General features: G+C 52.6%; 24 protein-coding genes. 1 reads left to right on the top strand and 23 read right to left on the bottom strand.

What is annotated here, in order from left to right:
- Nucleotides 1–33: 33 nt before the first annotated feature.
- From KP705_RS11395 to KP705_RS11500, 22 genes are all read right to left on the bottom strand, one after another.
- A complete protein-coding gene (locus KP705_RS11395; RefSeq protein ID WP_064274259.1) occupies nucleotides 34–720 on the bottom strand; it encodes a hypothetical protein in 687 nt (228 codons plus the stop codon).
- A 3-nt stretch (nucleotides 721–723) separates the two neighbouring features.
- Nucleotides 724–1,962: a hypothetical protein gene (locus KP705_RS11400; protein ID WP_215764467.1), complete on the bottom strand. Its 1,239-nt coding sequence runs from the start codon at nucleotides 1,960–1,962 to the stop codon at nucleotides 724–726.
- A gap of 44 nt (nucleotides 1,963–2,006) precedes the next feature.
- Nucleotides 2,007–3,146, bottom strand: coding sequence for a baseplate J/gp47 family protein (locus KP705_RS11405; protein WP_215764468.1), 1,140 nt, complete (start codon nucleotides 3,144–3,146; stop codon nucleotides 2,007–2,009).
- A 42-nt stretch (nucleotides 3,147–3,188) separates the two neighbouring features.
- The gene (locus tag KP705_RS11410; RefSeq protein WP_064274262.1) at nucleotides 3,189–3,548 is read right to left on the bottom strand and encodes a hypothetical protein; all 360 of its coding nucleotides are present in this window, start codon (nucleotides 3,546–3,548) and stop codon (nucleotides 3,189–3,191) included.
- Entirely contained in the window at nucleotides 3,545–4,168 is a 624-nt protein-coding gene (locus KP705_RS11415; protein ID WP_252348343.1) for a baseplate assembly protein, read from the bottom strand. Before KP705_RS11415 ends, KP705_RS11410 begins: the two co-directional genes overlap by 4 nt.
- A complete protein-coding gene (locus KP705_RS11420; protein ID WP_203548163.1) occupies nucleotides 4,165–5,226 on the bottom strand; it encodes a hypothetical protein in 1,062 nt (353 codons plus the stop codon). Before KP705_RS11420 ends, KP705_RS11415 begins: the two co-directional genes overlap by 4 nt.
- Nucleotides 5,223–5,432, bottom strand: coding sequence for a hypothetical protein (locus tag KP705_RS11425; RefSeq protein ID WP_215764469.1), 210 nt, complete (start codon nucleotides 5,430–5,432; stop codon nucleotides 5,223–5,225). The genes KP705_RS11420 and KP705_RS11425 overlap by 4 nt, the downstream gene beginning before the upstream one ends.
- A gap of 6 nt (nucleotides 5,433–5,438) precedes the next feature.
- Nucleotides 5,439–6,356 (bottom strand): hypothetical protein, encoded by a 918-nt coding sequence (locus tag KP705_RS11430; RefSeq protein ID WP_215764470.1) that lies wholly within the window; start codon nucleotides 6,354–6,356, stop codon nucleotides 5,439–5,441.
- Between the two features lie 18 nt (nucleotides 6,357–6,374).
- Nucleotides 6,375–7,142: a hypothetical protein gene (locus KP705_RS11435; protein ID WP_215764471.1), complete on the bottom strand. Its 768-nt coding sequence runs from the start codon at nucleotides 7,140–7,142 to the stop codon at nucleotides 6,375–6,377.
- A gap of 274 nt (nucleotides 7,143–7,416) precedes the next feature.
- Nucleotides 7,417–7,737, bottom strand: coding sequence for a hypothetical protein (locus KP705_RS11440; RefSeq protein WP_046900290.1), 321 nt, complete (start codon nucleotides 7,735–7,737; stop codon nucleotides 7,417–7,419).
- Nucleotides 7,734–8,159 carry a hypothetical protein gene (locus KP705_RS11445; protein WP_046900291.1) on the bottom strand — a complete coding sequence of 142 codons (426 nt, stop codon included), beginning with the start codon at nucleotides 8,157–8,159 and terminating at the stop codon, nucleotides 7,734–7,736. The genes KP705_RS11440 and KP705_RS11445 overlap by 4 nt, the downstream gene beginning before the upstream one ends.
- Before the next feature lie 2 nt (nucleotides 8,160–8,161).
- Entirely contained in the window at nucleotides 8,162–9,646 is a 1,485-nt protein-coding gene (locus KP705_RS11450; protein WP_215764472.1) for a phage tail protein, read from the bottom strand.
- An 83-nt stretch (nucleotides 9,647–9,729) separates the two neighbouring features.
- A complete protein-coding gene (locus tag KP705_RS11455) occupies nucleotides 9,730–10,707 on the bottom strand; it encodes a hypothetical protein (RefSeq protein WP_046900293.1) in 978 nt (325 codons plus the stop codon).
- Between the two features lie 10 nt (nucleotides 10,708–10,717).
- The gene (locus KP705_RS11460) at nucleotides 10,718–11,209 is read right to left on the bottom strand and encodes a hypothetical protein (RefSeq protein ID WP_252348344.1); all 492 of its coding nucleotides are present in this window, start codon (nucleotides 11,207–11,209) and stop codon (nucleotides 10,718–10,720) included.
- A 118-nt stretch (nucleotides 11,210–11,327) separates the two neighbouring features.
- Nucleotides 11,328–11,729, bottom strand: a complete 402-nt coding sequence (locus tag KP705_RS11465) for a hypothetical protein (protein ID WP_046900935.1) — start codon at nucleotides 11,727–11,729, stop codon at nucleotides 11,328–11,330.
- A 55-nt stretch (nucleotides 11,730–11,784) separates the two neighbouring features.
- Nucleotides 11,785–13,164, bottom strand: a complete 1,380-nt coding sequence (locus tag KP705_RS11470; protein WP_215764473.1) for a DUF4043 domain-containing protein — start codon at nucleotides 13,162–13,164, stop codon at nucleotides 11,785–11,787.
- Between the two features lie 76 nt (nucleotides 13,165–13,240).
- Nucleotides 13,241–13,729 carry a phage scaffolding protein gene (locus tag KP705_RS11475; protein WP_233125942.1) on the bottom strand — a complete coding sequence of 163 codons (489 nt, stop codon included), beginning with the start codon at nucleotides 13,727–13,729 and terminating at the stop codon, nucleotides 13,241–13,243.
- Nucleotides 13,730–13,752: 23 nt separating this feature from the next.
- Nucleotides 13,753–15,171, bottom strand: a complete 1,419-nt coding sequence (locus tag KP705_RS11480) for a phage portal protein (protein ID WP_046900295.1) — start codon at nucleotides 15,169–15,171, stop codon at nucleotides 13,753–13,755.
- 42 nt (nucleotides 15,172–15,213) lie between these two features.
- Nucleotides 15,214–16,533: a phage terminase large subunit gene (locus KP705_RS11485; protein WP_200898323.1), complete on the bottom strand. Its 1,320-nt coding sequence runs from the start codon at nucleotides 16,531–16,533 to the stop codon at nucleotides 15,214–15,216.
- Nucleotides 16,514–16,951 (bottom strand): hypothetical protein, encoded by a 438-nt coding sequence (locus KP705_RS11490; RefSeq protein ID WP_046900296.1) that lies wholly within the window; start codon nucleotides 16,949–16,951, stop codon nucleotides 16,514–16,516. Before KP705_RS11490 ends, KP705_RS11485 begins: the two co-directional genes overlap by 20 nt.
- Nucleotides 16,952–17,538: 587 nt before the next feature.
- Nucleotides 17,539–18,051 (bottom strand): hypothetical protein, encoded by a 513-nt coding sequence (locus KP705_RS11495; RefSeq protein ID WP_046900298.1) that lies wholly within the window; start codon nucleotides 18,049–18,051, stop codon nucleotides 17,539–17,541.
- The gene (locus tag KP705_RS11500; RefSeq protein WP_252348345.1) at nucleotides 18,051–18,350 is read right to left on the bottom strand and encodes a transcriptional regulator; all 300 of its coding nucleotides are present in this window, start codon (nucleotides 18,348–18,350) and stop codon (nucleotides 18,051–18,053) included. Before KP705_RS11500 ends, KP705_RS11495 begins: the two co-directional genes overlap by 1 nt.
- Before the next feature lie 115 nt (nucleotides 18,351–18,465).
- Between KP705_RS11500 and KP705_RS11505 the strand changes: the two genes are divergently transcribed.
- A complete protein-coding gene (locus KP705_RS11505; RefSeq protein WP_046900300.1) occupies nucleotides 18,466–18,858 on the top strand; it encodes a helix-turn-helix domain-containing protein in 393 nt (130 codons plus the stop codon).
- A 534-nt stretch (nucleotides 18,859–19,392) separates the two neighbouring features.
- Here the strand turns inward: KP705_RS11505 and KP705_RS11510 are convergent.
- The gene (locus KP705_RS11510; RefSeq protein WP_046900301.1) at nucleotides 19,393–20,907 is read right to left on the bottom strand and encodes a replicative DNA helicase; all 1,515 of its coding nucleotides are present in this window, start codon (nucleotides 20,905–20,907) and stop codon (nucleotides 19,393–19,395) included.
- Nucleotide 20,908 lies beyond the last annotated feature (1 nt).

Genomic DNA, 20,908 nt, shown 5'->3' on the forward strand with positions numbered 1-20,908 from the left:
GAATTGATCCTGCGTATACAATTGCCCGATCCATTATTTGCTCACCTTGACCCAGCCGGTTATGCCGCTGGCTGCCGTTTTTTCAATTGTTTGGTAAATTACGTGGGCATCAGCTGCGTGCCCCAGCGCTGTCTCCACGAAGAACTGGCCACCGTGCCGGCTGCCGTATCGCAACCCTGCGCTCCCATATCCATAACCTCCACCACCGGCAGGAGCGGCGAGTGATGCCAATGCATGGCAATCCGCTGCATTCAGAGGTTCGAGAATAGTGGGCGCGACACCTGTGATTGACAGCAGCGCGTTGAAAACAGATTCACGCGTATTCTTTTGCGCCACCAAAGAGGACACGATGCGGGTGCGATAGTCCCTGTCCAGCTCCGAAGTGCGACGCGTCAAACCAGCCGGTCCAAAATAATCAGCCGCCAGCATATCCAGAAATGGGCCACTCATCGTTATGAGGCGTGTCTGCTGCTGACATTCATCAAGTAATGTCCATATTCCAGCCAGAACGGCTGAAAATCCCCTCAGAACAGCGACAAGAACTGGTGCAGTTTCCTCCTCCAGATCCTGAGGCGCTGCTGGGAACCAGCCGACAGGCAGAAAGCTTCTCAACCTCGACGCAAAATCATCGACTGATCCGGGAACCACCCCCGTATCCAAAAGAATTTTCCCATCAGTCGCCTGAAGGACCACTTTCTGGCGGTCGTACAATCTGGCCATGCTTCAACCTCCAGCCTGCTCTGGAGTCATCAGCGGGATACGATAATCCGTTCCATTGACGCTGATATGCAAAAAGCCGCCCCCCACTGTGGCGGGAAGCGTGCCTGCCGCATTCGTTACCGGAGAAGAGATTTGCAACTGCCCTCCCTCTTCCGGAAACAAACCAAGGTTTGACGATCCGTTTTCGCCACTCTGCACATACAGACCAGCCGCCTGAGTGCCTGCCCCAGGTTGGACCTGCAAAGTGTTGTTGGGTGCCACAGCACTTGCGACGGAAAAGAGTGTCTGTCCTTCAATATTGCTGAACAGAATTCCATTATCGACAAAATCCTGTCGTACGCCTTTCGAACGCTCTGTTACGGTAGAGCGGACAAATGCTCCAACATTACCGCCCGCGACCCCACTAACAACTTCCGGCGTATGCCACTCCAGAGCATGATTACGCGCAAGAGACAGGGCGGAGGCATATCCATTATCTGTCCCGTTTGTGCCGCTTAAAGCCGTCGCGCCGAAAACAATACCGACCTGCCAGGCGTCAGGGTTTGAAACAAAAACGACCCCCGCAGCAGCATCGGAAGTACCCGAAGTCTGACCACCACCCGCACCGAGCTGAATGCCATAAACACCACCGCCGACATTGGGGGCATACGGCGTAGACTGACCAATCGCCAAGCCACCAAAATTGACCGCTTCAAGTTCCATGACGAAAGTCGGTTGATAATTCACACCAGCCAGGCGCCACGCTTCTCCATAATAAGCGTAGGCTGTCGTGGTCGTAGGTGCAGAAGTGTCATCAGCGACACCCCATGACGCAATGCCGATCGTACTTGGCTGAAACCCTAAAATATCTGGTGCCGTTTTTGCATCAGATGTCCGGGACGCTGCCACAAAAGCACTATTTCCAAACTGGGCTACCGAAGCGCATTGCGCGTCCTGCAATGCCCAGGGCCCAATCGAGGTGGCTCCCATTGTCTGGGATAGCCACTCATTTTTAGACGCTGCATCCCGATCGCTCAGTCCTGGATTAGCCGCAGCATCCCCGATCAGAACACGATCAGCGAAACGACTGATCTTTGCTCCTTTATCCTGATAGAATGCCCCACTCGGCTTGGAAACTGCTGGAGTACCTGCAATCTGGGAAGCCGTTGCAGTAACAGTTTGATGGCCGCTGGAATCTGCCAGCACCAGAACTTCATCGCCCGTCAACGTATCAAGCCGCGGGTATGTATTGAAAACAGGCATAGCCTTCCTTCTGCCCCGATACAGTTAGCAGGGGGCCTGTTTGGTCAGTTCTGAAGAACGTTGATCTGAATTGTGCCGACTGTCAGTGCCTGCTCGCCATTCGCAGCAATATCGGCTTGCCCACCATTCAGGCGGACATCCAGAACGGAGGTAACCGTCACGCCGGCCCCGACATACGCTAGATATGATAGGCGGCTATAGGCATAACCTGCACCAACCACTGCGCCTGCAATGTCCAAGCTAAGGGCATTCTCAATCGCTGTTGCCGCCTGCTGAACCACAACCGACATTGGCACGACGACTGTCATGGACACATTCACCGCAAGCGTCTGGGGAGGTCTGACGGCAAAGCCGACTCCCAAGGCCCGAACAGCGTCAACAGCCTCATAAACTTGTGTCAGGAGCGCGTCCGAGGGCGAGCCACTTCCGTCATTCACGACGACCGTAAAATACCCGGTCTGCGCAGTTCCATCAGCAGCAACACCATCTCGAAGCGAACTCGATAATCCTGTCTGAACACCCGCAACAGCATTCCCAACGGCTGCTCTGCACCCAGATGCTTTTGCAGCAAGCCACAGAGGAAAACGCGCACGCAGCTGCGCATCCGTTTCCTGATCTGCACCGTTAAGAAAAGCCGCTGGATTTGTAACAGTATCAATGCCGGAAATAGCTGTGCCCATCAGACAGAGCGCACCAACAGATACGTTACCGTTTGATCCCGCAACCTGACATTGAACTGGAACCGATATGCTCTGCATGTCCGTCTGCCGAACATACCCGCCTGCCACGTCGGACCAGACAGGCAGCTTGCTGTCTTTGATCACTGCGAATGACAGGCCGGAAACAGTACGGACAATGGCTCCTGGCACAATCACTGCCGATTGCTGGGACGGCGAAAATGACATCATCGTCACCATCCCGGTCGATGCCGTTCCAAGTAAACGCATCATCCCAAAATCTTCGACAAAACTGTCGCAATCCTCAGCAGAGGATGTTGCCAGACGTGTGCGGAGCAAGGTTTGTAAAACAAGATATTGCAGCCATAGTCCTATGCCACCGACACCTTCCATCAGTGCCCGCACGGGCGATCCAACAGAGCCATCCAAAAGCTGCGCACAGGAAGACTGCGCCGTCGCCACGGCGGTGGAAACCGTCGTAGCAAACGAGCGAAGAGAAAGAGACATTACGTCCTCCGGAAGCGCAGAACATAGCTCTGCGCTTCTTGTTTAGGCGGAAAAATCCAGTGTTTGCTGCTGCCCCGTGTCAGCATCGACATAGGAGATATGGCAAAGGCAAAGCCCGTTATCGGCAGCACTCACAGTCACATCAACAGAATGACCGGAATCAACGCCAGGGTCCTTGAGAACCTGCCCCCGAATACCAGCTTGCATGACGGCTGGAACAACGACTTCCCCAACCATGCTTTGCAGACCCACCCCGTATTCCGGCTGCCAGATGTAATCACCAGGATTGGTTAACAAGCGCCTTAAAAGCCTCTGGCGTGTTTCGTCAGCCCCGGAAATAACCTGTAAGCCACCGTTCTCCAGCAGCAGATCACCGCCACACAAATGACTGATGGCACTCATCCAACAGGTCCCCCTGTCGTCTGGCTACCCATCAGATGTACGTGTTGCGTCAACGAGTGCTGATCTGTTTGAATATCGCCACCAGAAACCTTCAGACCATTTGCAGAAAACACAGCCGTTACGTCGCCTATCGTCAGTGAAATACCACTCTCTGCGATATGTAGGCGCGCATTGCCTGCCCCTAGGATAACCCCGTCAGAGCCAATCTGACACCAACCAGCCTGAGGACTTACATCACCAGCCTTGCCGTTCATTTCTGTCGGAGGGGCACCGCATCCTGCCCTGATCAGCATGGTCCCTGGCTGAATAGCCTGCCCATCAGAGGGAGAGACGGGCGCAGTCACAACTGTGTCAAAAACAGCCCCGATAGCAATCAGATGCTCACCATCACCTTCAAGGGGTAACAAGGCAACGTGGGTCCCTGGTTCAGATGGACAAGAAATACGCAGATTTCCGGCCTGTACGCCCCCCACATCAGGTATCCAACCGGTTTCCACATTGTCGGGCTGGATACGAACCTTGATGGTATGGTTCGAAGGATCAACTGCGGACACAATTCCAAGGACAGCGTGCGCGCTTCGGTTCGCCAGGGCAGCAGCTAGCATTCTTGTATCACTCATGACCCGTTTCTTCGGCTACGCAAAACCACATGCTGAATAAATCCATCATTCACAGAAAAACGGGAAACAACCTGATCCACACCCAGCGTCTGCTCCGTTGTCCCCAGTGAAATTTTTATAAATTGCCGTGGGCGCAGCCTTATTATACCGGGCATTGAAATACGGACTGACATTGCATGTGCAGAAATACGCTCATACTTACCACGAGCCAGTCGGCGCAAATCTTCCAAACGACGGCCCGGCACACGAAAGCTATGGAGTACAGTCAAACCTGACGGTGCATTCTGGGAAAATGTTTTTCCATCATAATAAACATGCGTACTGCTTCTCTGTCGAGAATCCCAAGATGCCATGTGCACTACAATACCTGAGAGCAATTGGAGATCTCGAGAAACATCTGTCTCGAATACGGCATTTCGAACATCAATAATTTCAGCGGTGTCTTCGTCTACGTAAGACGGCTGACAGACAAGCGTTTTTCCATCTACATAAAGGTCACACAATGCGTCCCTCGCAACAGCAAAAGCCAGATCTGCCGCCGTCTGAAAGCGATGCTGCGACAGGAGGGCGCCCCTCTTATGCTCTACTTGCCAAAACTGACCCATCATATGGTCAGAGCCATCGTTGGGAAGAGAAATCCGGGTCGCAAGTGCAGCGCTTCTGGCAATATCCTGCAGCAGATCAGACCCCGTATGGTTAAGCCAGGAATCTTGGACGCGAAGGTCTATAAGTGCCGCGAGAGCGTCCCGACACTCCATTTCAATAAGAGAATGCTCGTCAACGTTCCGGACATGATCTGCACGCCCTTGAAATAGAACCGTCCATCCTGAAGAAATTTTAGTGTCTCTAATTTCAACAGAAATCCACGGGCTTAAAGGTGTACCCTGTTCAAACCAGAACGATGCCTTTCTGACCCTCGGCCTCTTTATTGCGAACGTTAAAACTGCCGTATCACAAGACTCATATCTATTAGAATCCAGTTCGAATTTTTTAAGCGCAAGATCCGGATTTTCTATTCCATCCCATAAAATTCGAACTTCGATCTGGCGTGTGGTCATCCTCCCTCCTCATTGGGAAGCCCTGATGAGAACATAAGGTCTTTCATCGGAATTTTCAGAGGTTGGACTGTTTCAACTTTGCTTAAATCTGGATCTGATATCCCATTGGTCTGAGCAATTCTCCACCACTGGCAAGCATCTCCCAGTTCACGCGCCGCAACATGAAAGAGCGAAATATCAGCTGCCGTTACAACAATATTTTTCATAATTCCTCACGCGTGCACTACCGGCAATTGCCCGGAAGCACCTTGAGAACCACTGACATACGCCAGAGAATGATTAACCAGACCACCCGTATCTGATGCTGCACTAAGCAAACCGGCACTCCCGGCAACCGCACCCAGAGACGATGTATCCGCAATCACAACACTTTCCAGATTGCTTCCCGTGCTCTCCATGATGGACATCAACTCATTTCCCGCGGTCGTAAGCTGACGAGATATAGCGGTCATGCTAGACGGAGTAGCCGCAAGATTAGAACCACTCTGACTCAAGGTATTTGCCATACCCAGAGCATCAACAACCCTGGCCGCAGCTCCCCCCGCCCCTACTAAAGTAGCCAATGGCATAAGCTGGCCTACGATGGAATTAACTTGCCCAGTGCCTGTAAAAACGCTTTCCGAAATACGCGCAACCATATCTGAAACAGTCTTGAGGCCACTCTCAGTATCATTTCCTAGAATGCCTGTGAGTGAACTTTGGTCTGTCCCAAAATCAGTAGCTTCCGCTGGCCGTTCCAACGTCAGTTCATAGGAGCAGACAGCCCCCTTCGCTTCATATGAATAAACAAAGCGAGCAATCCAAACATCACTTGCCATACCTGCCGCAGAAAACGCGACAGGCTGCCCCGAAATGCGCATCCGCTCCACGGCTTGTGCCCGAGCCTGTGCGTTCGGCCCTAAAAAACGCCCTCGCAATTCCAGTCGGCCAGGATCGTTTCCAAGCGTATCAACAACACGCTCGCCTCCGGGAAGCCTATGCACGACCATCATTTGATGGCCACCAACCTCAAGTCGGTCAGGAACTTCAATACCGCTCAGTACAAGTGAACCGAGCGTAACCGGAGCAGACGCCCCCAAACGACCGATGGAACCGATAACGTTTTCAATAGCAGAGAGCGTTACACTCATTGCGGCTCTCCTCTGATCTCATCCAACTCCAATGCTACAACCTGGATATTGGGGAAATTGAATTTCATCGACGCCACCCGTTGCACGTCGCGCAGCAAGACGGCTCATTTTTCCAAAATCGCTGATGTCTTTTCGCTGCTCTTCACCCAAAGTGGGCATTCCTGGCCGGAAGGCGTGAGATATGGGGGATAAGGTATTTTCTTCAAATTCAGGATGCCGTATCCGCCCCAATTTTCCCAACGATGTTGGAAGGAACTGTGATGAAACTGCTGAACAACCTTCCAAGTCTCGCACACCAGACTTTAGAACAGGGACAGACTTGGTATTGATTGCTGACTTCAGAATTTCAGGGCGAGAACCACCTAAATCTGGCGTATTGCGGGAAAAAACATGAGGTGCCACGCGGCAGTGTTGCTCCCGGCTTTTTGCAGAAAAAAAAGGCTTTCTCGTTGAGGCCGCGCTTAATCTTCCCGGCTTGATAAAAAAATTCTTCGGGACGCCCAACAGCATATCATCACGAATTTTTTGCGATACAGCATGGCCAGACTTCTCCAATTTAGCCTGCACAATATGCACGAGACTTCTTTGCTTAGGCCCCATTTTAAAAATGCTGCTTTTATTTCTTACAAGTTTTGGAGCGTTTTCTAATATGCCTTCGACATGTGTCTCAGGGCCAACTTCCGAGAAGAAAGAGCTCTTGGCTGACGTCACGCGGGGTATTAAAGAAACCATCGATAATTTCGGGAAATCCAAATTTCCTTTTTCGCGGCTCTTAACAAAACTCACTGGGGGAATGACAGCCGTCCTCCCCTCTAGCAAAGATCGTCGCAACACATTCCGGGAAAACAACTTTCCTGACGAAAGAACGCCTTTCCACAATTTATCCGTATGCATGCCTATTCTCGGTACTGTCTTTGGTCCCAGTCAAAGACATGACCTGCACGCTCTGCCGTCACAACACACGCAGCCATCCGCCTTGCGCGAGACCACGACTTCAACAAATTCCATGGCACCCCATGATCCAGAAGGTAAAGCATCTCCTGAAACGCAGAGTGCCTACTCAGTTTTTTGCTGTAGCGACCACCATCTCTTCATCAGTATCCTGATGAAAACATGGATAAAGCACTGCAATTCCACCTTTACCGATACGGCGCGCCAGATCACGAATTTCTTCTTTCGTACCCGGCATCTGCACTGGCACACCGTCGATAGCCGTAACTGAACAGATCATTTCCGCATAGCCCAACCATGCAGCAGCCGAAGCACCAGTCACAGCAGAGCCTGCCGCCTCAATCAGATCCAGCATATCCGCAGGATCAATCTCTCTCAGAGAAAGACACCGTCCATCAGCAAGATGGACTTCTTTTGGGAGCGTGTTCATGAAATCTTTGCCCTCGTCGACGCAAAGAACTGTACCGTCTGATGAACCATCTGATCCGACTGCCAGGCATCATTTTTCAACTTGATGGACACGTTCGTGTATTCCCACGTACTTGTCGTGCCATCAGGCTCTGTCACGTACTGGTAAATTGTACCGCTACCAACCGTTCCAGCATTCCAGTAAGCAGCTTCAATAGCGGCAACCAGATTATCCAGCGCCGCACTCGCACGTGCGATCTGAAACGAACCACGCCAGCCATTCGGAACATTGAACTCGACCGGCATGCCATTAAGCGGACTCGCTCGCAGAGCATGCGTCTCCTGTGATGCCCCGAAAGACGTGACATCACGCAGATCAACCCGCTGGCCGTTCCAGAGAACTGTAATCCGGCAGTCACGACCAATACTGTAAGGATTTGCCATGCTCAGACGCTCCCGCCCGCAGTCGTCACCGTCACGGAGGTGCCGCCCTGCAAATTCACCACAAATTTTTCATTGATGCCCTGGTACCGCACAGCCACGTCAGCCTGCACATATCCCAACGCAGTCCGCGACTGAGGATTATTCGAACTATCGCAAACAACGCGGTAAGGCAGTTCAGAATTCTGAACACCTAAAATACCTTGAGACAACAAGGACGACAGGAAACCCAGCAAGGTCGAGCGAATGTCGGAAAAGAGCGTATCATTCACGACCTGTCCGACATATGCTCCCATGCCACCGGCAAGGGATGACGCAATATAATTGGTCAGACGGGTATAATTGTCTCCATTTACCGTCGATTTGCTTGACGTATTGTGCCCACACCGTACTGCCCAGTAAGTCCCGCCCGGCGCTGGATTGCAGATAACATCGATCCCAGCCGTAAACAGTGTAGACAGTTCGGCTGTGGAATAGGTTGCGCTACTTCCCCCTAACCCTGCCTTTTGGCTGCCAACAATACCCGCAAGTGCTTTGTTCAGGCTCGACTGTTCAGGTGAAAGTGCGGAAAGAATGCCTGCAGCAAATGCCTGAGGGCTGACAAGCATCATGCCATTGACGTCATCGTTCCACCAGATCCAGTCACCAAACATCAACTTTACGGCTGAAGAGTCCAGACCGCTGGCGACTTTGGCGGACACTGCATTGCTTACACTGTCATATGCGGGGCTTGCCGCCACCATATAAACCCCTTCACCGAGGCCAAATGCCGCCTGCGACGAGTAGGACGCGCTATCTGTCACGCCATGAAGGGTGGCAACGGCACATCCCTGGCCCCTCAGAGCATACATTCCCGTCCGAATGATATCGTCCTTTCCTAGAAAAGCTGACGTATCAGGCGCCCCACCATCTAGTCCTCCAGACAGCGTCACGCTTCCAGGAACAGGATCAGGAACTGCATCCGGCAAATGGACCGTCACCAGAGCTGACAGATCCTGCGCAACAGCGGCTTCCAGGATATTCCAGGTCGCACCTGAATAATTTGCCGCTCCAAGAACCGGATGCGAAACTGCCAGCCCATAACCCGCCCCCGTTGCGGTCAGGGTCACAACGATAGAATTACCAGAAGCGCCGGTATGAACAGCACTGAGTGTAACGCCTCCCAAAGAGGCCGTTGCGTTTACATCCGTTCCATCTGTTACACGCACGACAACAAACGATGACGCCCCTTGCAGAGCCGCAATATTTACAGCCAGCCCTGCATCAGTCGTTTTGTTCTGCTTACTTCCAAACGCAGAGAGATAATCACTCATGCCACCCACGGGCACCGGAAGCCCTACCGGGCCCCATCCCGCCGTTCCAACGATACCCAGCTTCGATGAAGAGGCACCCGTCAGTCCCAGCGGCTGTGGCTGCGCAATCTGTACATAAAGGTTAGGAACCGTAAGCGCAGTCGTATTTAGCGTACCCGCCTGATAAACCAGAGACATCCCCCGATATTTCCTCCAAAAAATACAGTATATTGTTCCGATAAACGAACAATTAATTTTTCTCTATTACATTGAGTTTGTTTTTAATGGCTTTGACAGACGACAGTCCCAAACTGATTGACCATCATTCCCGGATATGAATTCTGAGCTGTCTGAGAAGTTTGTGCAGCCTGCATTGCTTCAAGAGCATGCAGAACCACACCATTATCAAAAGCAGGCCCGATTGCGCCGAAACTGCTAACCTGATCACCAGCAGAAACAGCCCCGGCCCCAAACATCATGTCAGACGACCACTGAACCTGAAGGGTGTCAAAAACCAGATCGTACAAATAATCCCGTCGATACAATGCCTGATTTTGCATCGTATCGACATCCTCAACACTTACGAATCTAAGCTGTGCCCGCCGACCATCCAGCGTGGAAATCCAGCTCTTCTCAGCCAGCTCCGTATCCAGAAACTGTCCAAGCGTATCCCGAACACCAGAATCAGCCGTCCAGAGCGAAACCCTATATCGCTGATTCTGTCGGCGGTTCACCCTTACGGACTGGCCATAACCAACAACGTTTCCGGCCAAGTTATACCTCGGAACCTGAACAGAATTTCCGTCTGCAAGACCCTCTGGGAGTTGCCCGGCCAAGGCCAAAGCCACAGTTTCAGGAGTGTCCTGCTCAGTCACGGCATAGGCGGCAGAAATCTGAGTTTTTCCCGCCTCGTACCAGACACCGACAACCCCTGAAGGCGCGCCCTCAGACGGAAAAGCAATGCAAACAGCTTGCGCGCTCTGCTTCACCGACACCGTGGGCAGAACACGCGCCTGAACCTGCCAGGGGCGCCCCAAAGGCTCTGGCACAACAATACCTTTCTGAGGTGCCAGTGTGACCGTCAGGAAATCCGTATTATTCCGAATATTTTGAGCTGCAAATATATCACTCGGTAAAAGCCACCCGCGACGAACGATCGTCTGCCGTCCCGTTACAGACGGCCTTTCGAGGCCTTCTGGATATAAAATTCCCGCACACACATAAGCCAGAGCCAATCCGACCTGAGAAGCATCCGCCATTTTTCTCTCCTCAGACCTGTTGCAGAGACATGGTGCAACGCAAACCCCAGTCCGACATCTCGGCAGCGTTAATTGTGTACGTCGTATCCAGATCCGTCGTGACTGTCATATAGGGTTGCAACACAATGCCCGGCAGCCGCGGTAAATACATGACAAACTGCCCAGGCTTGGCTGAACCCGGAATGCCACTCCCAGGCCCCTCTCCTTTAGACCGCAAAACAATCGCAGCAGGACATTCCTCAACGATGTTCCCTTGCGTCCCAGAAACGCCACTGATCTCCACAATTCGATTACATGCCACACATAGCGGAGGCCGAAGGTCATCCACGGCCGCAACAAAAAACGTATTTCCCCCGCAAGTCAGAATATCTCCGACCACAGTGTCTTCACGGCAATCCGTAAGCACATATTCCATAACCCCACCCCAATTGGGGGATCGGGAGAATGTAAAGTCAGCACTCGAATCAAAAGCGAGCATCGGATGTGCATAAATATTTTGCATGGGAGACAACGGATTATCCGGCCGGTATTGCTCTCCGGAGTGACCTAAAATCCCTGCCGCTTTTGCATACCCTCGACAAAGTCTGGACGCGATCTGTTCCGCCCGCATCATGCCCCCTTCAGATGACGACCAATCGGCCATCCTGCAATTCCAAACCGCCTGTCACCCCAAGAAACGCGCATAAACGCCGACGCCATAACGTCAGAAGCATCACGCGATCACGCACTTCATGACCGTTGTGGTACCAACTCGCAGCCTGTGCCGTGTCCAGATTTTCAGACGCCCCCAAAAGAGCAGCTTCCAACGGGTAAAGCTGTGAAAGGTACAAACGCACCTGCTGCAGTTCTGCGCCAGACAAGCTGTTAATCCGCCACTCCAACGCTCCCTCAACCTGAAAGAAGCGCCAGGATTCCTGCCCTGTCTCCCGCGATCCGATTGCCGGATACCCGCAGAATCGCCGAACATCGACCTTTTCCCCGTCCGTCAATGGGCCCGAGGAAAGGCTTGCGGTCCCAGACATATAATCCTCCTCCACCAGAAGAACCCCCATGGAATCATGGGGGTTCGAAATCAGCTTAGAAGGTCATGCCAAGTGCATCCGTGCCCAGGCTCTCAATTATAACGCCACGCTTGAGATAGCTGTTCGTCGCCGTGGGAATAACGTTTGTATCTGCCGTCACATCCGTCGGCAGCGCAAAACCCCCAATCCAGTACCAGGACTGAGCGATAATCTGACGCAGTCGATCCAGTGGCTCACGCGTCACCATTGCAACCCCATCCACCATCTCAATCAGTGCGCGATCAGCGTCTGGGATGTCCGAATGGCCAGTCAGCGCACAGTCACCCTCGATCAGAGCTCCCTGGCCCAACAGCAGAGCACGATGAATAGGACCAGCACCAAGAGAAAGCTGCTGAGGGGCCTCTGTCGTCGGAATAAACCGAACACCCAGAAGCTCAATAACTTGTCCGGAACGATACTCTTCCGAACCGTATTCCCCCCGATAAAGATGCTTGAAATCATCGTCACGGAACAGCGACAGAAGCTGAATATCATCCAGATAACAATGATATGCCCCATTGATCATAGGAACGTTGTTACGGCGAAGCGTCGCAACACCAGCCAGAACCTGCTGAATACCCAGCGTATCTGCGAGACCGTTTGCACTTGCCGTCTGTAGAGCTGCCGTCGTCAGACGGCCATTAGGACGGATCACCTTCGGTGCCGTTGCCGCAACCACTGGCTGCCCAACACCACCATCTGCAACAGATACGCTACTGGAGAACGTCATCTGCCCAGAGACTCCACCCGGCGCCGTAGAAACATTGTTCGCATCCGCTACCACGCGCACAAGCGTGTATATATCCGAACCAACAGTCACAGTCATGCCATTGCTGGATCCAATCAGCGTAACCTGACCATTAACAATGACGGACTGAAATCCCCGAATGTCATCAACCTGAATGGTGTCGCCTTCAGCATCGAGCGCAACACTAACGCGCGTATTGCCCCCCAGATAACCACCTACTCCATTCTGAGCTCCACCAAACAGCGTATTGCGTGCAAGCCGGTCCAGAGACTGCATGGCCTGCACACCATTCGTGTTGGCATTTGCAAGAAACTGCGATGCAATCCCCACACCACTCGTCACCATATTCAGATCAATCGTGTCGCCATACTGATTGATCGAAAGAGTGTATTGCTCAACAGACCAGCCAGCAGGACTCATTCCATTATCAAAATTGGTATTACCCGTTGGATTCAGCGGTGTCGTAACAGGAGCCTTCAGACTCTTACGCGTCTTGGTAAGAGTCTCACCAATAGCGTTGGGAAAAATCTCGCGATCAGCAACCTGTCGAAATCCCAGTCGAGATTTGAGGCCGTTTTCAAACTCCCGTGCCAGAAAACCCTGCTGAATAGCGGCCTGAAGCTGAACTGGAAAATTTTCGATGCTCATGAATGTCATTCCGTAAATATTTATGAAAAATTCCGGCATATTTGGCCGGTCAAATATTTAATTCACTGTCGCGCTATCAGGCCCGGGCCAGAAACTGCCACTTGCGCGCTTCGTAATCAGCTTCAGTAGCTGCGCGCGCATCAAAAGGTTCGATGCCGCCAGGCTTCGGTGCCGGGTACCCAACTGTTGTGCCACTCGAATATCCGGGCCGCACAATTTCTCCGAACAGATATGCACGCTCCTGCCGCGCCTGTTCCAAAGCCTCAATCACTCCCACAACCGCGCCATCCTCAGTGCGGGTAACACCGCCCATATCAATCAGACGAACAACATCTTCAGGATTATACGCGCCCAAACGAACAGCCTCTGACCGCAGGGCTGCAACCATGATTTCACGGTCACTTTCCTGCTTCACACGAGACACAATTTCCTCATGCGATCGCTGCAGATCTTCCTGCCGGGCAACAGCATCCGCCATTTCCCGACGAACGGATTTGACCTCATCCTGCGCTTGAGCAAGCGCCTGACGCAGAGCCTCCACACCCTCAATAGTTTCTTCAGACACGGATATTTTCCCTCCGTTCAACGTCACGCCTCATCCGGCGCAACCCACTGTTCAAGCACACGCCATTCTGCCCCGGGGTCAGAATTTCCAGATGCCGTCGCATACATTCTGACAGCCGTCTCTCGGCTTAGAATCCCGTTGGAAACAGCTGTCACCAGCCCCTGCGACAGAGACAGAAGCTCCGGATCCGTTGCAGGAAACCAAGCGGGCCACCTCAATGCCATGCGACAATAAGGGAGGTCTTTCACCAAAGCCCCACCCAACCGCAGACCGTTTTCCAGTACACAGGAAAAACGGCAGGCCATTCGGTAAACAGCCAAAAGTCCATTCTCGCCATAAGAATGCCGCAGCCGATCCACCAGCCAGATCAGAGGCTGGCACATCATTTCCATGGCCTTGCCAGACTGCACGCCTGAAATCCGATCGCCATGCGCTCGGTTGCCGTGCAGTTGCTCCAACGCAATTTGCCGCAGTTCCCGATAGTGCTCGAGCACGGCCCCTGCGGCATTGCCGTTAATTTCCAGAAGCTTGGCATCCCCTTCAGGAGGCAACGTCAGAGCCGACGACGCTCCGCCTTGGTGAGCCACACCATCCGAAAAACCTCCAGTTTTCAAAACCAGCGTCGGATCAGAGCCATATTTCAGACCTCGCCCAGCCTGAGACAGAAGGTAATCCGCCTCAATAACCGTATCGATCGCCCGTTCAAAAGTGCACTCCCCTTCCGGGTCACGCCCATGTACACCACCCAGATTGCGGATCCAGATAATCGGTACAAAACCCAGCCCATGGCGTACGGACCGGCTTTCATCCCGAATCCCACCGTCCATACCGACAAGCCAGGGTACGGAAACTGCGCAATCCATTGGTGTCCAAATCCGCTGCCACCAGAATTGCGCACCCAATAGATCTTCACCAATTGGATAACCCTGCGCAGCAAGATCCCGGCCTCGAACAAGAAACCGCTCCTCAACACGCAAAAGCTCGCCACTGGCATCATCCCAGACAGGCGTCAGATAAGCCGTATCGAGAACCGAAAGCTTCGGCACGCCGGCCGACACCTCAAAAAGAACCACCACAGAGCCAATGGAACCACACGTTGCGGCCTCCATCATCAGTGATGCTAAACGCGTCTGTGCGGCGAAAACACTCATGGCTTCCGCAACCCGCACATCATCCGTAATCAGACTGGGCCAGTGCGTATCGCCAAAAAGTAACGAGACGGATTCATCGACAACCGTTCGGCATAAATTGCTCCGGACAGATGGGCGTCTATTCGAAAGCGGAATGTATTCCCCCGCCCCTGATCGTTCCAGCGAGAACGGATGAGGCAAGGCATCATATTGCGTACCGTCCAGAACGCGCCTTAACGCCAGCAGACGTGCTGTGCGCGCAGACGCACCCGCCGGCACGGCATACCGCCGTTGCAGGGACAACCAGTCCATGAATTCTCCAATGCTAAAGCCCGCCTGCAGCCGAGAAGCCAGTCAGCGCGCCAACGAAAATGCTGACGGGCTCCAGCCCGCCATACTGCTGCTGCTGCCAGACAGCATCAGTTCACTCAGTCCCCAGACCATCGCATCCGCCCGATCCGGAGACCGGGGCCCTCGATATCCACTAACTGAAAAATGACACAGCTGATCCTCAAGCGCTTCAAAGCGCCCGTGATGAACCACCTTGCCAATCTCATAGAGCGCCGCCACAGGCTCTGCCCGCGCAGCCTTGCCTCTCGCTGCTGTGACCAGCCGAACCGGCGCAGTCGCTCGCACACTCCGAATGGTATTCTCTACCAGAGCACCGCCGAAATTTCGTTCGGCAACAATCCGCTCCGCCCGCCAGTCATCCAGAGCATGCAATGCCCGTGCCGCCCATCCTGCCGGGCTGTCTCTGGCAGAAAGATCTTCCAGAACATGTCCGACACCAGCAGCATCCACGCCGCAGACAACAATTCCGATTTCATCAGATCGATAATCTTCCGGACCAGATGCTCCCGAAGGATCAACCGACACCAGAATACGCCTCATGCGTGAAGCAATATCCATCCGCGTCTGAGCCGCAACAGCAGCTTCGCGTCTGAACGATTCAATCCGCCAGAGCGCCCCTTCAACAGCAACCTGGTATTCGCCATGAAGAAACCTTCGCCGCTCCCGTTCCGGCAACGCTTCCAGCGCTGCAAGATAATCGTCTCCCAGATTATCCCTGTTAGAATGCGGATTAAGAATCATCGTGCCATATAAAGAACGATCCGAAATGGGTTGCCCCGATTTCGGCTCTATTCCCAACTCGAAAAGCGCATACAGCCAATGACCAACACTCGGCGGATTGGCATCAATATATTCACGGTTCACCAAGTCACATTTCTGCGCTAGGCGCGTCAGCAACATGTTCCGCGCGCCATAACTGATCTGGCTCGCCTCATTCAGATAAACCGTCGCAAATTCAAGACCCAGAATTTTCTCGGTACGCTGCTCATCATCCAAACCACCGAACAGAATGGTAGAGCCATTGGAGAACGTCACGACACAGTCCTGCCGATCCAGCTTCCACCGAACCTGCGGGAAACAGAACTGCATGACCTTCGGGAACGTATCCCGCAAAACAGATGCCTTAAGAGCCGTTAATCTGTGACGAAAAATACCGTGACGACTGTCTGGAACCTTCAACGCTCGAATAACAACGGCTCGGATCAACACAAACGTTTTGCCTGAGCGTGACCCACCCCGTAGTAAAATATGACGGGCAGGCCCTCCCAACAAACGAACAGCCTCGCTTTGTGCATCATTCAGTCTAAAGGGCGCTGTCATCATGGCTGATGCAGATGGAAATGGAACCTGTCTGGTCTTCGGTATGTCCGGCTTTAAAGCGAGAGGGGCGATGTGCCTTTAAAAGGAACGCCATCAGACCATCACTATATTTTTTCCTGACGAGCGGGCTTCCCGTCTCCGGGTTGCAAATAATTTTTCCACCATAGGTAATTGGCTCGTCATACCCTTCGACAGCGCGACGCCGGGCCTCAGCTTCCAGGGCATCTGCCGCTTCCTCCAAAGCATCATCCCAAAGAAATGCAAATTGCGGGTCCGTCTCTTTCCAATGATACAGTGTGCTTCTCTGAACATCTGCAAAACGGCCAGCTGCAGAGATATTTCCATTGGCAGCAAGATGCTTCAGAAACTGTTCCTTGCGCTGGCGAGATCGCCCATGGCGTATCCGTTGTGTCTCGCTCATTTGTCCATTCCCTTCCCGACTCTGAGCGTCAATCAATCCGCAGCTCTGCTTCACGTCGGCTTTTCATTGACCATCCATCCAGCCAAGCCTCGTGTTTTTGCCCAACATGTATGGGCTTTTCCCTTGGAAAATCTGTTCTGGGAACTTCCTGTAATCGTAATCTCTGCTCCCGCTGCGCCATAACTTCCAAACGACTTCTGGTCGCCTCGCTTACGCATCCAAGGGCCTTTAGCGAAAGAGCTTTTCGCCGACAGGGAATAGCTCGACAACGCACATCAAGCCGCGTGAGCCCTGCGTCCACCAATTCATGCCATTCAAGAGAACAATCTGCCCGATGAATCGCTTCTTCAGCATTCACCAAAGGGCACGCGACAACATCTAAACCGTCTGCAAGAATAACAACCATAACTTGATGACCAGAAAGGACAACTGATCCGGAAGAAATGTGAAATCGTTCCAACACTAGAAGCTCTTCCAAATAAAAAAGGCCAAACCCAAATTTGAGCTGGCCTTTTGAAATAAGATATCTTCAATGTACTCTTCTTATGCAATAATCGCGTTCGAAATTCAATATTTTTCTGAAAGATTTAAATTTTATTCTTCATATTTTCGTACGCATACGAGAGCTGCTCGAGTAGCAGCGCACATTGTGCCGAAACTTTCATCCGCGCCCGTCCTTCAGAAATGCCGGGATAAAGATGACGTGCCATCGCAGAAAAAGACATTTCTCGTGCCAGCATCATTTCAAGACGCACGTGCCCACACAATCCCAACCTCTCACGAATTTCCGAAATCCGAACAGAGCACTTGCCACGCCCAATCATCCACGTGTGCACATCGCCCTTTTCACGAAAACGACCATCTGACGGTTTTTCTTCCACAATACCAATCGTTGCAAAGAGATACTCCCGGTACCACCGATCTGCAGCAGAAACCTCGTCGTCTCCAATGTCGCCCGCCTCATACATCGAATTCACTGTGTTAACGACACGATGGACCCCATTTCGCTCTACGATTTCATGATGCTGAAAACGTTCTGGAGTGGGCTTCATATGCCCGGCAATGGTCACTGGCGGGATTTCCCGAATTAACGTTTGCATCAGTGGATACTTTCCCAAATCGCAGAAGCCCCCATCGGAGCCAAAACAGGAAACTGCGGAACACGATCAGCGCCCCACAAAGCGTTCCAGCTCACAGGATGTCCTGGCGGCAGAGCCTCAGCGCTTTCACGATCAACGACCAGTCTTTTCGGAGTACCGCCCGATACCTTTGCAATCTTTTTAGCCTTGCGCATCGAACGAGTACGCGCCTCTTTATGGAGAGGCTTCCAACTGTCAGCCGCCAACATGGCTGCAATGGCGCTGGCAGATACCCGACGAGGAGTCTGGCTTTCACTCATCTGCCTCATTCTAACTTCCTTCATGCTGCAAATTTGATTTTTGGCAAAATGCCATAGGTAATAAGAAAAAAAACTTCTTCTGGATTTGGCATAAAGCCATTGCTAAAAAGGCCACATGGCCAAACACAAGCGCTCGGACTCCCTGACTATCCTCCAGCGAGCTATCGGAACACGTATCGCCTGGGCCAGGGAACTCGTTATTCCCAACCAGAGCGAATGTGCCAGACTCCTGGGAGTAGATGCCTCCACCCTCAACAAGATTGAGCGTGGCGATCGCGCGCCCAGCGTCTTCCTCATCGCCGCTCTCTCGAACCGCCTCCGCGTCTCGACAGATTTTCTTCTGAAAGGCGTCCTGAACGGTCGTACCGACGAAGAACTGGCCCTGCGGCTGGCTGCCCTGCACCCAGAGTTGGTGCTCCAGCGGCAAGACATGGCTCCCGACAGGGACAAAAGCACGACTTCTGACATACCTGATCAGCCCACGAGACCAGACGAGGATCTGCACTGATAGTGTCTTCGCTGACTTCAATGCGCATTCGAACGCTCCCCCATTCGTCGTAGTGCAGCAAACCTGCCTCGGCGATGGAATGAACAAATCAGAAACGTTTCCAGCTATCAGCGAAACACAACGCATCAACCGGCCCCCTTCCTTCCTCAGCAGCCATCCCCACGACAACCGCCGATTAACGATAAATTAATGGCAATATGCCACTAGGTCAAGAAGCAAATATGGCTCATTGCCATTGCGGGACTTGCGTGTACTCCCCGCTTGGGAAACGTGGGCTCTAACCAACTCCCTCTCACAGCACTCTGACATGATGAAAACTGTTGGTTTCCGTAACTTGCATCACATTGCGGAACCGATTTTTTCTTAACTCGCTTTTGTACCAAAAATTAGAATGCAACAAAGTGTTGCCAACCTTTGATGCCTTCCGTGAATCTGAAAAGCAGACATTTCTTGGATGTTAATTCCCGTTTCGAGATTCGATCTCGGGTGATATTCGGACATAAAAAAAGCGGTCCGAAGACCGCTTTCCAATTCTTATTCGTGGATCGTATCCAAATCTCCGAACCGGGTATATTCTCCTTCAAAGTACAACTGGACCATTCCAGTCGGACCATGTCGCTGCTTCTCAAGAATCAACTCAGCCTTGTTATGCACAAGGGCCATTTTCCGTTGCCACTCTTCAGTCGCTGCCTGAAACTTCTCGTTGCTATCGTATGCACTATCTTTGGGCATCCGCTGCTGCAGATAATACTCATCACGATACACAAACATCACAGCATCCGCGTCCTGCTCAATAGAGCCAGACTCACGAAGATCCGACAGCATCGGTCGCTTGTCTTCGCGGGACTCAACCTGACGAGATAGCTGAGACAATGCGATAACCGGCACTGACAGCTCTTTCGCAATTGCTTTCAGGCCCTGTGTAATCATCGAAATTTCCAACACACGGCTATCGGGCTTGGTCCCAATCGCAGGACGCATCAATTGCAGATAATCCACAACTACCAAGCTTAACCCCTGCGTTCGCGCCAACCTCCGGCATCGCGTTCTCATCGCGGAAAGCGAAATAGCCGGCGTATCGTCAATGTAAAGTGGCAGCTTCTGCAATTCACGAGACACCCGGACAAACCGATCAAACTCTTTCTGTCCGATGTCACCACGACGAATTTTTTCACCCGATACTTCTGCCTCACCAGACAGAATACGCGTCGCCAACTGTTCAGATGACATTTCGAGAGAGAAGATAGCGACCGAACCGTGAGGCTTTTCTCCGCGCTCTTCAGCGTCTCTCATGATCGAACGCGCAGCCGAGAACGCAATTTTTGTCGCCAGCGCTGTCTTTCCCATGGCCGGACGCCCAGCGAGAATCAAAAGGTCAGACGGATGCAACCCACCCGTTCTTTTATCCAGATCTCGCAGTCCGGACGTCAGGCCAACAACATCGCCCGTCCGTAGAAATGCTTTTTCAGCAACATCAATAGCTCCCGTAAGGGCTTTGCCAAACGAGACAAACCCGCCTTCCTGACCACGTTCAGTCGCCAGTTTGAACAACGCCTCTTCAGAAGCCGCAATCTGATCACTACCATCCAGATCAGGCCGCGCACCAAAAGCATTGTTTACAACTGTCTCTCCGATATCGATGAGCTGACGGCGAACCCATGCATCGTGAACAACACGACCATAATCCCCGGCATTTACGATCCCCACCATGGCGGTCAGAAGTTTGGCCAGATACGCAGGGCCGCCCGCAGCATCCAGCACACCCGTGTGCTCGAATTCGGCCTTCATCGTAACGGGGTCAGCGAGCTGGCCACGCTCAATGCGACGGGCCACAGCCTCATAAATCCGACCATTCACCGAGTCGGCAAAATGCTCGGGCTCCAGAAAATCCGAGACCCGCTCATAGGCCTTGTTATTGGTCAGGATAGCTCCGAGAAGCGCCTGCTCTGCCGCGATATTCGCTGGCGGAGAACGACGCAGGAGCGCGCCTAGCCCCCCATCATCAGAGGACGCGTCAGACGCAGCTGGAGAGGGAAAGGATTCGATCATA

The sequence above is a fragment of the Gluconobacter sp. P1D12_c genome, assembly GCF_018812105.1.
GTDB classification, from domain to species: domain Bacteria; phylum Pseudomonadota; class Alphaproteobacteria; order Acetobacterales; family Acetobacteraceae; genus Gluconobacter; species Gluconobacter oxydans_A.

Bases quoted from the DNA above. Each gene is read 5' to 3' on its own strand.
- KP705_RS11395 (WP_064274259.1), bottom strand. From the start codon at position 720: ATGGCCAGATTGTACGACCGCCAGAAAGTGGTCCTTCAGGCGACTGAT.
- KP705_RS11465 (WP_046900935.1), bottom strand. From the start codon at position 11,729: ATGTCTGGGACCGCAAGCCTTTCCTCGGGCCCATTGACGGACGGGGAA.
- KP705_RS11450 (WP_215764472.1), bottom strand. From the start codon at position 9,646: ATGTCTCTGGTTTATCAGGCGGGTACGCTAAATACGACTGCGCTTACG.
- KP705_RS11425 (WP_215764469.1), bottom strand. From the start codon at position 5,432: ATGAAAAATATTGTTGTAACGGCAGCTGATATTTCGCTCTTTCATGTT.
- KP705_RS11440 (WP_046900290.1), bottom strand. From the start codon at position 7,737: ATGAACACGCTCCCAAAAGAAGTCCATCTTGCTGATGGACGGTGTCTT.
- KP705_RS11400 (WP_215764467.1), bottom strand. From the start codon at position 1,962: ATGCCTGTTTTCAATACATACCCGCGGCTTGATACGTTGACGGGCGAT.
- KP705_RS11445 (WP_046900291.1), bottom strand. From the start codon at position 8,159: ATGGCAAATCCTTACAGTATTGGTCGTGACTGCCGGATTACAGTTCTC.
- KP705_RS11470 (WP_215764473.1), bottom strand. From the start codon at position 13,164: ATGAGCATCGAAAATTTTCCAGTTCAGCTTCAGGCCGCTATTCAGCAG.
- KP705_RS11460 (WP_252348344.1), bottom strand. From the start codon at position 11,209: ATGCAAAATATTTATGCACATCCGATGCTCGCTTTTGATTCGAGTGCT.
- KP705_RS11405 (WP_215764468.1), bottom strand. From the start codon at position 3,146: ATGTCTCTTTCTCTTCGCTCGTTTGCTACGACGGTTTCCACCGCCGTG.
- KP705_RS11490 (WP_046900296.1), bottom strand. From the start codon at position 16,951: ATGAGCGAGACACAACGGATACGCCATGGGCGATCTCGCCAGCGCAAG.
- KP705_RS11485 (WP_200898323.1), bottom strand. From the start codon at position 16,533: ATGATGACAGCGCCCTTTAGACTGAATGATGCACAAAGCGAGGCTGTT.
- KP705_RS11500 (WP_252348345.1), bottom strand. From the start codon at position 18,350: ATGAGTGAAAGCCAGACTCCTCGTCGGGTATCTGCCAGCGCCATTGCA.
- KP705_RS11410 (WP_064274262.1), bottom strand. From the start codon at position 3,548: ATGAGTGCCATCAGTCATTTGTGTGGCGGTGATCTGCTGCTGGAGAAC.
- KP705_RS11455 (WP_046900293.1), bottom strand. From the start codon at position 10,707: ATGGCGGATGCTTCTCAGGTCGGATTGGCTCTGGCTTATGTGTGTGCG.
- KP705_RS11415 (WP_252348343.1), bottom strand. From the start codon at position 4,168: ATGAGTGATACAAGAATGCTAGCTGCTGCCCTGGCGAACCGAAGCGCG.
- KP705_RS11430 (WP_215764470.1), bottom strand. From the start codon at position 6,356: ATGAGTGTAACGCTCTCTGCTATTGAAAACGTTATCGGTTCCATCGGT.
- KP705_RS11510 (WP_046900301.1), bottom strand. From the start codon at position 20,907: ATGATCGAATCCTTTCCCTCTCCAGCTGCGTCTGACGCGTCCTCTGAT.
- KP705_RS11420 (WP_203548163.1), bottom strand. From the start codon at position 5,226: ATGACCACACGCCAGATCGAAGTTCGAATTTTATGGGATGGAATAGAA.
- KP705_RS11505 (WP_046900300.1), top strand. From the start codon at position 18,466: ATGGCCAAACACAAGCGCTCGGACTCCCTGACTATCCTCCAGCGAGCT.
- KP705_RS11480 (WP_046900295.1), bottom strand. From the start codon at position 15,171: ATGGACTGGTTGTCCCTGCAACGGCGGTATGCCGTGCCGGCGGGTGCG.
- KP705_RS11495 (WP_046900298.1), bottom strand. From the start codon at position 18,051: ATGCAAACGTTAATTCGGGAAATCCCGCCAGTGACCATTGCCGGGCAT.